Below are 12073 nucleotides of genomic sequence, written 5' to 3'. Positions count from 1 at the left end.
GTGCGCGACTACGTGCCGACAAATGCGGCTTCGTCAGGTGTCCGCCTGGACAAGAGGACGCTCAAGGCCATTGCCGCCCGCTCAGACCGGCCCGGCCTGGTCTATCTGGCGCAGTGGCTTTGCGGTCTCTTTCTGACAGGCGCGTTGGTCTGGTGGACGCTCGGCACTTTGTGGGTCTGGCCCGCCATGCTCATTCACGGGATCCTCCTGACTGTCCCGAGCTACGCCATGAGCCACGAAACGGCGCACGGAACCGCCTTTCGCACAAGATGGCTGAATGAGGCCGTCCTGTGGGTCACGTCGCTGATCTATATGGAAGAACCCCTGCATCGCCGCTATACGCACACCAATCACCACACCCACACCTGGCATGTCGGCAAGGACAGCCAGATGCCTTTCGACACTCCGATGGGATTTGGCGGGTGGCTGACTGAAATTGCCGGCCTCGGGCTCCTGCGCTTTCATGCCGCCGCATTCGTGAACCTGGCGGCCAAGCGCTATACCGACACGATCAAAATGGTGACACCCGATCCGGGGGAGTTGTCCAGAATGACCCGCAACGCCCGGATCATGCTGGCAATCTATGCGCTGATCGCAGCAGCCCCGTTCTTCGGCGTCTGGTGGCCGGTCTGGTTCCTGATACTGCCTCGTATTCTGGGTGCACCGGTCATGCTCCTGTTCACGCTGGTGCAACATGTCGAACTTCAGGAGAACTCGCCTTCGATACTTGAAAGCACGCGGTCCTTTCAGGGCGGGCCTATTGCCAATTTCCTCTATATGAACATGAGCCATCATGTGGAGCATCACCTTTATCCGCAAGTTCCCTTTCATGCGCTGCCCGCGCTTTCGAAGGCAGTGAAGGACCAGATCCCTGAACCTGATCCGGGATTCTTTCGAACCAACTGGGAAGTTCTGGTGGTGACGGTCCGCAGGTCTCTCGGATTGTCTACCCGAGCGACCAGCATCCGGCAGGCACCGCACATGATCACCGACGGTGGCGCAACCCAGCGCTTTGCGCGGCGCACCATGTAGCCGAAACGCGCGCAATTCTGCCTGAGCGCACCGCCAGAAATGTGAAGGAACCCCTATGACCACCTGGATCGACGCATGTGCCACCGGTGACATAGACAAGGAAGATCTGATCGCGTGGACCCATAGCGGGAAGCGGTTGGCGATCTACAACACTGAAGAGGGTTTCTTCGCAACGGACCTGATGTGCACACATGAGGACGAAAGCCTCGAAGAAGGGCTCGTGATCGACTGTGTCATCGAATGCCCGCTGCATGGCGGCCGCTTCGACATCAAAACCGGTAAGGCATTGTCAGCGCCGGTCAATACCGATCTGAAGACCTATCCGGTCAAGGTGAAAAATGGACGCGTGCTTGTTCTCCTGGCCGAGTGAAAACGCTGCGCTTGTCGGGCAACAGCTGAATTTATCGGTTTCAAAAGGGTTTACCGGACAGGCTGAAAAGCCTCTCAGAGGCGGTTCCGCAATGCCGCCTCAGAGAAATCAAGCTGGCCTGAAGCTCAGTTCTTTTGGCGACTTTCATCTCCGGGCGTAATGATCATAGTATTAACTGCCGATTCCAAGATCACCGGACGTGACATGCACAAGATCCTGATACCCGTAGACGGTTCCATCCATTCGATGAAAGCACTCAGGATCGCCGCGGATCTGGCCGCCAAATATCAGGGGCGCCTCTATATTTGCCATGTCCTGCTGCGCGGAAAAGATGCCAACGACCTGATGGCTTTGGATATTTCCAACCAGTTCGACAAGCCGTTGCACCAGATCCTGAACAAGGCGATCTCGGCGAACCTGGGGCCTGCGCCCGACAAGATACTGCACAAGATCGGGCAGATAATCCTCGATCATTTTGCCGAAAAGGCCTCAAGTCACGATATCGCGTTCGAAACCTTGGACATCCTGGACGGGAAACCGGCGGACGAGATCCTCAAGATGCAGGAAGAAATCGAGGCCGGCACAATCGTCATGGGCGCCCGCGGCGTGACACATTCGGAAAGCTCGACATTCGGAAGCGTCTCCCAGGAGATCTTCAACCGCGCCAACTGCACCTGCATTTCCGTGAAATAGCAGACCATTGAAAAAGGCCGATTGCGAGAGGGCCCAGATCACTCTTGGACAGCTCCTGGCGTGATCCCGGTGCAAGACTGTCTCCCTTTGATGATTGGCAAAAACGAACCCCTCACCCGGAGGGACACGTCCTTTTTCAAAATGCAAATCGGCTTCGCGTAGTGAAACGCAGATTTTGCAATTTTGTCGGATAGCCACCGGTTTTCCCCCAACAGCGCTCGCTTTGGAGTGGCATCGTTATTGCCACTGACAAGCTCAACCACTTGCTTCTGCAAGTGTACTGGCGCTCTTGGGGCTGTCTTGCACCATGGCTCTGTGCGCCAATGCAATAGCGTTGGATGGTGCGGGAAAGGGATACTTTAGATGTTGAAGAAAATCTTCGGAGCCGCCCTTGTGGTAACCAGTTTGGGAGGACCGGCGCACGCTGCGACCATAGGATTCACTGAAGGAGCAAGAGACCTTGTGGATGGCACACAAATTCTCAACGACGCGTCTTCCGACCCTTTAGGCTCTAATCTTGGCGTACTGGGTTTCGGAAATTCAGAATACCGCCAAATCGATCTTCATGGCCGAATCGTCGGTGCTACCGACTTTTTTTCATTCAGCGCTACATCGAACTTTGTTGTCGAATTCATCTTCGGACCGATTTCCGTCAAAAACGGTACAAAGACAATTGATGGCGGGTTCGTTCAGGAGCGCAACACCGGAAACATGTCTGAATTCGCTTTGAACTTGGCGGACACATACGAAGGCAGACTATTCGAAACCAATATTCTGGCCGAAGCGGACAACATGGGCACCTCGCTTATTTTCAAAGCGATGGCTGGAACACCATATACTTTCTCGATCCAAAATGGTCCATGCAACGACCCGAGTGGCCCTGCCACCTATGATATCCGGCTAACTGCGGTACCAGTGCCAGCCGCTCTCCCCCTCCTTGCCGGCGGGCTTGGAATGCTTGGCTTCATGGGTTGGCGCAGGACACAACCTGCTTAAGTCTCGTCGCAGAACCCGCGTTTTTCAAAACGGCCCTCCGGGGCCGTATTCCCTCAAGACGCAACGGCCCGAAAGCAGGCATAGAAGATCGAATATCCCCTCGAGAACTTCTTTTTTCATGCCGCAAAAGTCAGGAACCAGCCCTTTGCCAGCGTTAGCAAGGCCCGTAGTCCATCTCTGCGCTGCAAGCGGGACCTCACTTGGGATGTGTCCATACAAACCTTAACAGGGGTAAAAATGCGCTTGAGCCTTCGTTAGGCGCGGGTGAGCTTATCGCAGATCTGCAAGCCTTTTGGATGGATCAGGAGGGTTGGAGAAGGAGTTGGCATGCCGGACTACGCGAACGACCAGGAACCCGATCGCGCCAAATTTGAAGGCAAGAAGCCCGAGTTTTTGCAGGCATTCCCAAGCTCAGCAAAAAGCTGAGACTGTTCGGGAGATGTGGTACTTGCTTTTTGCCGGGATCGATACAAAGTGGCGCTTTGTTCAGGAGGATTGCGCCAGAAGCAGACCGAACCCTGACTTTCAAGACTTGCACATGACTACTCAGGTTACCTTACGGTGCCCGGCCCCGGACGCCTACTCGCACTCTGGACCAGAGGCATAGCCGTCAGCCTGTATGCTCACCAAAACGGAATGGCACGACCCTCGAAGACACACCATTGGGCGCGGCCATAGACGCAACCAGACTCCACGAAACCTGCGTGCCTTTGGACTGTATTGGACCTCTATGGAACACCGTTACTCGAGTTTTCTCGAAAAAAGGCATGGCACAGCCGTTTGACTTTTCATGCGAACGCAAGCGCCACTGAGCATTTTCTACCGGCAGGGCTCGTCCAGCTAACCGGGTTAGAACCTGCCGCCCGGCTGGTCAAATGCCGTGGCGAAAGATCCGGATTTGGACAGGATGTGAAGTATTTTTGACTAGATTGAAAGAAAATTTGACATTAGATCAAAATTTCGCGAGTTTTAAGTGTTAAATTTGAGTTAAAGGGGCATTTTTGCTATGAAACTTTCAAAGGTAATGGCTGCAGGTCTCCTGGCAGCAGGGCTGTCTTCAGGGGCGGCTTCAGCACACACGGTAGCGATTGGTGACATGGTCTCAGGCGCCAACGCGACGGTCTTTCTCGGCCATTGGCATGGCGGTAGCTCGTCCCCGGTTGCGGGCATTTTGATGACAGGCGGCCCGTTGACCGGCAACCAATATGCGTTCACAACCAATTTGGGGAGCACTAACCCTTTGGGCGCTGCGTCGAACTGGGACACGGTCTCCGCTTCGTTCGGTTCATTAAGTGGTGCCTTTTCGCTCACGATTAATGGATTGGCAAACGGTGTTTACAACTACCGCCTGGACACGAGCTTCAACGGCTCGAACGCTGTGACCGCTCCATCTGGCGGGACGAACTTCATCGGCAGCTTCACGATTACGCAGGGTGTCAATACCACAGTGGTCCCGCTACCGGCGGCTCTTCCACTGCTTGCTGGAGGTCTCGGCCTTCTCGGTTTCATGGGATGGCGCAGGCAAAAAACCGCCTAAGACTGACCTGATAAAAAGATTGAGAGGCGGTCCTTCAGGACCGCCTTTTTCTTTTCGCCGTCCGATGCTTTGTGATGAGGTGCTACCCAACGCGCCCTCGGGGTGGGCTAGAGTTTTCCGGACCAAATCAGGAACACGGGCTGGCTGCGTGTTCTGATTTCATCAGGTCCACCGGCACCTTGTTGCCGATGGCACCATGAGGTCTGTGTTCGTTATAGTCCTTGCGCCAATCCTCTAACTTTTCGGCTGCATCCGCAAGGCTCAGGAACCAGTGTGCATTCAAGCACTCCGCCCTGAACCGTCCGTTGAAGGCCAACATTCGGCCGCGTTCTTGAGGCACACACCAACTCTTGCACTGTTGCAGATAAATAGAGCGCTTCTCGCAAAGGCGCGGCCACAGCTCAGCTTGTCGTTGAACCGCTCAATGAAGTTACGATTATTCCCATGGACCTGATGCGATCAGGGCTCGATGATTTGCAATAAACTCAGACAGGAGTGAAACCGAATCCAAAGTCGGTGAAGCGGTTTTGGATATTTGGGTGCCAATGGACTTCAATGCTGCTCGACTTTGCGTTGCTTTCTTTGAAGTGGATTTTTGAGATCCGTCTAGCGTAAGTTTTTGTCTCGGTGTGCCAAACGACTGGAAAGGTCGCCGGAGACCACCCCGATGCAGTCTCGCTCTTGTGCACTGTCCGCGCCTTTTGCTCCGAAATACGCAATGTACCACCATATTTATGAATGCTTTTGAGTTCGCACTCTGTGATGTGTGCTCCAGGATAGTTTTCATGAAATTCTTTGAGGACAATCTGATTTAAACTGTCAACAACTCCAGCTTGCATAGTTCCATCGACAAAACTCGACGAAAATTTTGAAAACCCGCCAATTAGAGCCATGCTTGTTTTGGCTTGCAGATCAAGCCGGACCAACGCTTCATCCAATTGCCCGACCATTTCTCCTTTCGAGTTGCGAACCCTGTTGACGTATTTGTACGCTAGAACCTTGTCGGCCATCCTATCGCGAGCGAACCACTCTGGATTTTGGTCAAACTCTTTGTCAATCAGCGTAAATGCCGCGATTATCAGCTTGGCTTTCATCTTGTCCAAATGTGTGCGAGCCTCGGCCAAAATATCCGTTCTATTGTAGTCCACTCCTCCGAAAATCGACACACTCTTCGCAGCACCAACAGTGCTAAGAGTGGCATTTGTCATACTCAACTCACTGAGGATTTTGTTTTTGTCAACCGCTGTAAAGTTGTCTATGTTCTTTATCAGCTTTCGATACTGATCAGGGTTGATCGCTGGTGACCCAGCTTTAAAGACAGCGACCATCGCTGGAGCAAAAAATGGTGTCACCACGGCAAGTGGTTGAAGCACATAATCTAGGGCGCTGACTGCATTCAACTTTTCAAGGTCGTTCAAAATTGAGACTGTGATTGCATCCCCAACACCTCTATGAGCGGAATTTGCCCAATCGCTAATGAGTAGGTGTGCAGTATTCTTAGCGATCTCTTTTGCGTTATTTTGGGTCATTACAGCCTCCCCAAACTATTTGTAACAGCGGAGCTCTACTAGCCGATTTGATTTGTCGTTTTGCGCAGTAAACAGCAAGCGGAACTCAATCTACGTGTGTCTAGTTCAAGTTATTAGCAGAGTTTTTTGTATGAAATTGTGATATGTGGCACGTTTATGAGATTAAATACTTATAGTTGAGAGGGAAAATAAAATAAAATTTCAAGTTACGCAATCATCCTTAAAAATAACTAGACAATTCTATTTTGTTACTCCGTAATTTTATGATTTTGAGCTTTAGCGCTACTTGATCGAAAGTTTTGCACCCAGTTCAGCGCCGATCTGGCGAGACGTTTGATGTTGGCAGTAATCAACTTTAAGGAGCTCTTTGCGAAGCCATTTTTGGAAGTCTAGTTTCGCTATGGCAACGTGATGATCTGGAGGCTGGACATGCATGTGAGGGTGGAATTGGCAAACATGATTGAAAATTACAAAAACAATGCGTCCATCGAGCAGTACGACAAGGACTACTACGAGATCATACAGTTCGTTGACTCAATTCGAGAAGATGCGGGCATACTCGAACTCAACATGATTTGCCGGTTGGCCTACTCATGGATGCCAACAATATTGAGAGAAATATCTCCGGCCAGATGGCATCATCAACCAACTGACGAGGTGTTTTGGAAGCTTCGCAACGTCAATGGCTTTGAAGGTGCCCTAGAGTTCGTTGATGTTATGGGGAAGATGGCACCCGTTAACAAAAGCTGGGTTGGTACAAGCAAGGTGCTACACTTCGTCAATCCCGATTGGTTTCCGATCTGGGACAGCCGAGTTGCGAGAGTTTTTTCAATTAAATCAAGTCATAAGGTAAATCAGAAATCCACGTATATCGATTACCTCACTTACATCGCGAAGTGCCCAACTCAGCTTAAGGACCAAGCTCAACACGCGGTTAACAAAGTCATCATCGGAGCCTGCCCAAATCTGAATCCGGTCTGCAAAACAAGGGCAATCGAAAAGGTCCTTTTTTTTGAAGGCAGAAGACAAAAGGCGTGACTGCAATTTGCATGTAGAACGAGCTCTCTTAAAGGAGGGACAGCCCACCAGTTAGACCTGCGAAGCTGTACAAACCGTCCTGAGTGCCTATCACTCTGCTGCTTCCAGCTTCTTTGCCAACCTTGTCGCGTCAGCGTGGGCATATCTCATCAGCATTTTCATGTCCCGGTGACCTGAAATCGAAGCCACTTCCGGAACTGTCAAGCCCATCTCAAAGAACCCGCTAATCGCCTCATGTCTCAGGTCATGGAAGTGAAGGTCTTCGATATCGGTCCTCGCCAACATTCGCTCCCATGCCATCCGTAAAGCATTGGCAGTAAGAGGAAAAACTCTCTCTACCTCCCTTTTCATACCGTGCAAGAGTGCAAGAGCTCCCGGTGTCAGTGGAATGGTGCGTGAATAGCCGCTCTTTGACTCTAGGACGGTCACTGAGCGTCGTTTGAGGTCTACTTGGTCCCCAGCGTAGCCCAAGGATCTCACCCCTTCGCATGCCTGTTTCTATAGCGAAAATAACGACCTTTTCGATTAGGGGATTCTGACGTGTTCTAGCTGCTTCGAGGAGCTCTTCCTGTTCCCCGACCTTCAGCCTGCGCTCACCACGGTTGTCCCGAGCCTTCAGTCTCAGCTTTTCGACAGGGTTCTCTTGGATCGGAATTCCCCACTCTGTTTTAGCGATCTCGAAGGCGTGACTAATGGGGGCCAGTTGCCGTTTCAGACTTATGGGAGCAATGGTCTTCAACCGTTCGTCACGGTAGGCAGCAAAGTCTGCTGTAGTCAGCTGATCAAGACGTTTGGAACAGATCGAATGTCTCAGAAACGCATTCAAGAAATGGGTCTCAACCGACTGCTTCTTGAGTGGGACCACCTCATCCAGATACCGAGAAACAATATCACCTAAGGTATATTTCTTTAGGTCTGACTTTGAGCTTTTCAGATCTCCCCGGTCTGCTTCAAGCTCCCGTTGTCGAGCCCACTCCTTCGTGTCCTTATGCTGGAGAAAGCTCTTTGTCCTTGTCGGAAATCCTTGCCGCCTGACTTGAACGTGATATTTGCCAGAGCGCTTCCTGATCGATGCCATGATGAAACCTGCTGTGCCAAGAGTGTGCCAAGCAGCTTTGTCAAATCGGAATTCTATGATGCTGGAAGAGTAAAATAGACAATTAATTCAATGTCTAAAACTGGTGCCGCTGATAGGACTCGAACCTACGACCCCATCATTACGAATGACGTGCTCTACCAACTGAGCTACAGCGGCCTATCCTGAAAATCAGGTTGGCGTGCGAGGTGCGCGCCCGCTCGAAAGTGCATCGAGTGGGCCGCTAATTACCGGAGCTTGGCTTCAGATGCAAGGGGCAACAAGCAGCTTCCTTGCTGAAGAACACATCTTGCGCGTGGCGCAATCCGGCGTCCCTTGCAAAGTACCGGCAACGGCTCGAAAATCGGTGCCTCTGCCTCAGTTGAAGAAGCGGGGACGAGAGGACTTCGCGGCCTTGTCTTTTTCATCGTCGTCCGTGCCAGGATCATCCGGCATGCGCTTGAGTGGAAACTGGATCGGTCCGTCAGGATCGTCGACCGCTTCGGCCTTGCCATTCTCTGCTTTCTTTTCGCCGGTCTTTTCCTCAGACGGCTCTGCACTGGCGGCCTCAGCCTCCGATGATCCCTTCTTCGTATCGGCATCTCCCGCGCTGGCCGCATCGGCAGTTACGTCCGGTTCTTCATCGCCGGCAACAGCTGGCTTTTCCGGTTCCGCCGCCTTTGGCGCGTCCGCCTTTGCCTCTTCCTTTGTCGGTTCGCCATCAGTGGCCGCGGACGACCCGTCTGGAAGATCGTTCAGTGCGGGACTGAAACGCACATCGTCAGTTGTCCCTTCAAAGCCGTGCTTTGCGTTCGTGCCCCTGGCGGGTGCGCTGCTGGCCGGCGTGCTGGTGACCGGCTTTGGATCGTGCGAAGCCGATGACGCTGGCTTGGCGTCGGCGTCGGCAGGTTCGGCTTTCAGCTCTACGGTCTTTGCTTCGTCGACACCGGCACTTGCGGCCGGCTGTACAGGCTCCGTTTTCACCGGCTCTGCAGTTGGAACCGCAGCGGGCAAGGCCGGTGCGTCGAACAGACTGTCCTCGACAAGCTCTCCTTCCTCGTCCAGACCGGCGGCTGGAATGCTCCACTGGAACGCGTCCAGTCTTCCTGTCACGGGTGACACGGGCTGCCATTCGGCAGAGACAATGCCGTCCGCGACCCAGGCCTTGTCCTGTGGCGCTTTCAGAGCCCTGGCCAACCAGTCGCGCATACGGCCCCTGTCGCCGTGCTCGGCTTCTTCCACTTCTGCCATCAGGAGGAAAGCACCACGCGTCGGCTCGGACTGCAGCAGCTTTTTCAATTGGGCGCGCGCCTCGTCAAATTCGCGTGCCTCGAGCGCGGCCCTGGCAATCGCAATCGCCCCTTCAGGTGTGCCGGCGCGTTGTGCGGACAACGACTTGACGCGTTTCAGCCGGTCGACAGCGGAATCGCCCGTGCGAACATGCGCGTAAGTTTCGGCAAGTTCGGGATGGGGCGAAAGCCGCCAGGTCGCTTCAAGCACTTTTGCCGCCTTGCGGACGTCGCCTCTGCGTGTGGCAAGACGCGATGTCAAAACGGCGGCAGGAACCAGGTCGAGCGCCAGTCCATGCGCTTCCTTGGCCAACGAAAAGGCACGCTCCGGTTCGCCGCCCTCGAGCTTTTGGGCAAGGGCCGTCAATATCACGGCGCGCTGCCGACGATAGGCCTTCTTGTCCAGGAGCTTGGCAGCGTAATTGCGCTCCAGCGTCTTGAGGGCTTCATCCCAATGATGGGCAACCGCCTGGTAGCCGAGAACCGCCTTTCCCGCCCATTCTAGCCCGGGCGACGTTTTGGCAGCCTCTTCGGCATAGTGTCTTGCGGCAACAGGTTCCCTTTGGCGCTCAGCCTCAACAAAGAGACCGTGGAGCCCCAGCGCCTTGGTTTCCGGGTCGTCCAACATGGCTTCGAACCGCTGGCGGGCTTCGTCATCCTTGCCCGCAAGCTGCGCGGTCTGTGCCAGGAGAAGTTTGGCCGCAGGTTCTTCGGCCAGCAGCCGGTCCGCATCCAGGCCGTAGCGCCGTGCCAGTTTCGCATTTCCCGTTCCAAGCGCGATCAGCCCATGGGACAGCGCCTCGTAACCCTTGTCCTTGCGCCGGCGCTTGAAGAACCGGTTCGCGATCTGCGGCGATTTCAAGATCACCCGGATCACCCACACCGCAAACAGAAGCGCCGCAAGCAAGACGCCGACCACCAGCGCGAAAATCACCGGCGGCTGCTCCCAGACATACCCGTTCCAGCTCACGGAAATCGTGCCCGGCAGGTCCGCCATCCAGGCAAAACCCAATGCCAGCAAAAACAGCAGGAAAAAGAAGAAAAAGACGCGGATCATGAAGCTTGCTCCCAAGCGTCGCCGGGCGGATCCGGCTCAAAAATCAACTGCGCGATCACCATGAAACCGGTTGCCGCTTAACTGTCGTTCGCAGCAAGCGCGTTCAGCACTTCCTGAGAAGCCTTGTCGGTGAGACTATCTACTTCGACGCGCGCCTGCGCGCGGGCAACCCACTCGCTACCGGCAGCCTTTGCCGCATCGGGCAGGTCCTGATAAGCCGAAATCGCGCCTTCCAGATTGCCGTTGGAAACAGCATTTTCCATGCGCCGCAAGGAGGCTTCCGGTCCTGTGCCATCGGCATCGCCCGGCCCCCTGACGGCAACGATGGACCGCGCGCTCGCAAGAAGACTGTTCAAAACGTCGTCAGAATGGTCGGGCTCCGAGAATGTCTGATAGATCTTCCGCGCAACGGGTGGAAACTGGGCAATCAGTACGGAAACGGGCTCGACACCCGTCTTGGCATGTGCTTCCAGCGCTTTCACATCAATGTCGGACGGCAGGCCCGCTTTGACCGCAGCAAGTTCCGTTTCGTATGGACGGCCGGAATCGACGGCCGATTTCAACGCGGAGACAGACAACGCACGGGCTGCGACTTCGCGGGCCGTTGCGTCGCCCATTGTGCTTTCAACATGCTGAAGTCGCTTTGATATCGCATCGAGTTCCGCACGGATCGTCTCGAGCGCGGCAGTATTGGCCGCGCCCACGGAATTGATATCGGACGATAGACTGGACAGGGTTTCCGTCGCACGGGCCTGGCTGTCCGCCAGCGTCTTCAGTGAAACGTCAGACGTCGACACCGCGGTTTGCGCCGCCTTGGCGGTCGCTTCCGTATTTTGCAGCCGGTTTTCAACGTCGGCGAACTGTGTCTTCAATCCGCTCATCGCGGTTTCCAGACCGGATACGGAGCCGGACAGCGTGTCTGCCGCACTTGTTGTCGATGTGGCTTCGCTTTCAAGCTTGGAAAGCCTGTCTTCCAAGGGTTTCAGATCGACATCGGACTGCTGCGAAGATGCGGTTTCAAGCGCGTCGATACGCGTTTCAAGAGGCTGGAGATTGACCGTGCCAGCAGCACCGCCGCTTCCTCCTGCCGATGCGACATCGCCGCGGAGGGTTTCGATATCCTTCTTCAGGGCATCGATCGCAGGCGCGACATCGGCGGATGCTGAGGAGACCGCGCTTTGGACGTCACTTTCCAGCGACGACACCTTCGCTTCAAGGGCGGTCAGTGCCTGGCCGGCAGACTGGTTGGTCGCTGACGCGCCGACCTCCTCGAGTTTCTGTTCAAGATCCGAAATTTTCCGTTCTGCCGCGGAAAGAGCGCCGGCAAGTTGCTGATCCTGCTCGGGCGTCAACTTGAGAATCCCGGCCTGATGAAGCCCGAAACCGCCACCAAGAACGATAATTCCGCCGATAACGGCAGCGATCAAAACCCCGAATGCACCTACACCGCCACGCTC

The 12073-nt window shown here is 54.4% G+C and carries 11 protein-coding genes and 1 tRNA gene; 6 read left to right on the top strand and 6 right to left on the bottom strand.

Going from position 1 to position 12073, the window contains the following annotated elements; translation table 11 throughout:
• The 5 genes from Q0915_RS22205 to Q0915_RS22185 all read left to right on the top strand — a co-directional run bounded on the left by Q0915_RS22205 (nucleotide 1) and on the right by Q0915_RS22185 (nucleotide 4628).
• Nucleotides 1–1032: a fatty acid desaturase gene (locus Q0915_RS22205; protein WP_299478945.1), complete on the top strand. Its 1032-nt coding sequence runs from the start codon at nucleotides 1–3 to the stop codon at nucleotides 1030–1032.
• Between the two features lie 55 nt (nucleotides 1033–1087).
• Entirely contained in the window at nucleotides 1088–1402 is a 315-nt protein-coding gene (locus Q0915_RS22200; RefSeq protein ID WP_299478942.1) for a non-heme iron oxygenase ferredoxin subunit, read from the top strand.
• A gap of 159 nt (nucleotides 1403–1561) precedes the next feature.
• Nucleotides 1562–2095 carry a universal stress protein gene (locus Q0915_RS22195; RefSeq protein WP_299544416.1) on the top strand — a complete coding sequence of 178 codons (534 nt, stop codon included), beginning with the start codon at nucleotides 1562–1564 and terminating at the stop codon, nucleotides 2093–2095.
• Nucleotides 2096–2458: 363 nt separating this feature from the next.
• Entirely contained in the window at nucleotides 2459–3091 is a 633-nt protein-coding gene (locus tag Q0915_RS22190) for a hypothetical protein (RefSeq protein ID WP_299478936.1), read from the top strand.
• A 1006-nt stretch (nucleotides 3092–4097) separates the two neighbouring features.
• A complete protein-coding gene (locus Q0915_RS22185; RefSeq protein ID WP_299478933.1) occupies nucleotides 4098–4628 on the top strand; it encodes a hypothetical protein in 531 nt (176 codons plus the stop codon).
• A 127-nt stretch (nucleotides 4629–4755) separates the two neighbouring features.
• On the opposite strand, the gene Q0915_RS22180 is transcribed toward Q0915_RS22185, so the two are convergent.
• Together Q0915_RS22180 and Q0915_RS22175 are read right to left on the bottom strand one after the other, a co-directional pair.
• Nucleotides 4756–5028 carry a transposase gene (locus Q0915_RS22180; RefSeq protein WP_299479177.1) on the bottom strand — a complete coding sequence of 91 codons (273 nt, stop codon included), beginning with the start codon at nucleotides 5026–5028 and terminating at the stop codon, nucleotides 4756–4758.
• Between the two features lie 85 nt (nucleotides 5029–5113).
• The gene (locus tag Q0915_RS22175; protein ID WP_299478929.1) at nucleotides 5114–6157 is read right to left on the bottom strand and encodes a hypothetical protein; all 1044 of its coding nucleotides are present in this window, start codon (nucleotides 6155–6157) and stop codon (nucleotides 5114–5116) included.
• A 429-nt stretch (nucleotides 6158–6586) separates the two neighbouring features.
• Between Q0915_RS22175 and Q0915_RS22170 the strand changes: the two genes are divergently transcribed.
• Nucleotides 6587–7195, top strand: coding sequence for a hypothetical protein (locus Q0915_RS22170; protein ID WP_299478926.1), 609 nt, complete (start codon nucleotides 6587–6589; stop codon nucleotides 7193–7195).
• Nucleotides 7196–7285: 90 nt separating this feature from the next.
• Here the strand turns inward: Q0915_RS22170 and Q0915_RS22165 are convergent, their stop codons facing one another.
• The 4 genes from Q0915_RS22165 to Q0915_RS22150 form a co-directional block, all read right to left on the bottom strand.
• Nucleotides 7286–7624 (bottom strand): site-specific integrase, encoded by a 339-nt coding sequence (locus Q0915_RS22165; protein WP_299479174.1) that lies wholly within the window; start codon nucleotides 7622–7624, stop codon nucleotides 7286–7288.
• Nucleotides 7625–8374: 750 nt separating this feature from the next.
• Nucleotides 8375–8450, bottom strand: a tRNA-Thr gene (locus Q0915_RS22160).
• A 198-nt stretch (nucleotides 8451–8648) separates the two neighbouring features.
• The gene (locus Q0915_RS22155) at nucleotides 8649–10616 is read right to left on the bottom strand and encodes a heme biosynthesis HemY N-terminal domain-containing protein (protein WP_299478923.1); all 1968 of its coding nucleotides are present in this window, start codon (nucleotides 10614–10616) and stop codon (nucleotides 8649–8651) included.
• Nucleotides 10617–10693: 77 nt separating this feature from the next.
• Nucleotides 10694–12043 (bottom strand): hypothetical protein, encoded by a 1350-nt coding sequence (locus tag Q0915_RS22150; protein WP_299478920.1) that lies wholly within the window; start codon nucleotides 12041–12043, stop codon nucleotides 10694–10696.
• Nucleotides 12044–12073 lie beyond the last annotated feature (30 nt).

Origin of the sequence: uncultured Roseibium sp., from assembly GCF_947494555.1 — a bacterium.
Classification (GTDB): Bacteria; Pseudomonadota; Alphaproteobacteria; order Rhizobiales; family Stappiaceae; genus Roseibium.
This window is presented reverse-complemented; position numbering and strand designations above follow the sequence as displayed.

Coding starts and splice junctions, on each gene's coding strand:
- Q0915_RS22200 (WP_299478942.1), top strand. CDS start 1,088: ATGACCACCTGGATCGACGCATGTGCCACCGGTGACATAGACAAGGAA.
- Q0915_RS22195 (WP_299544416.1), top strand. CDS start 1,562: ATGATCATAGTATTAACTGCCGATTCCAAGATCACCGGACGTGACATG.
- Q0915_RS22190 (WP_299478936.1), top strand. CDS start 2,459: ATGTTGAAGAAAATCTTCGGAGCCGCCCTTGTGGTAACCAGTTTGGGA.
- Q0915_RS22185 (WP_299478933.1), top strand. CDS start 4,098: ATGAAACTTTCAAAGGTAATGGCTGCAGGTCTCCTGGCAGCAGGGCTG.
- Q0915_RS22175 (WP_299478929.1), bottom strand. CDS start 6,157: ATGACCCAAAATAACGCAAAAGAGATCGCTAAGAATACTGCACACCTA.
- Q0915_RS22170 (WP_299478926.1), top strand. CDS start 6,587: ATGCATGTGAGGGTGGAATTGGCAAACATGATTGAAAATTACAAAAAC.
- Q0915_RS22155 (WP_299478923.1), bottom strand. CDS start 10,616: ATGATCCGCGTCTTTTTCTTCTTTTTCCTGCTGTTTTTGCTGGCATTG.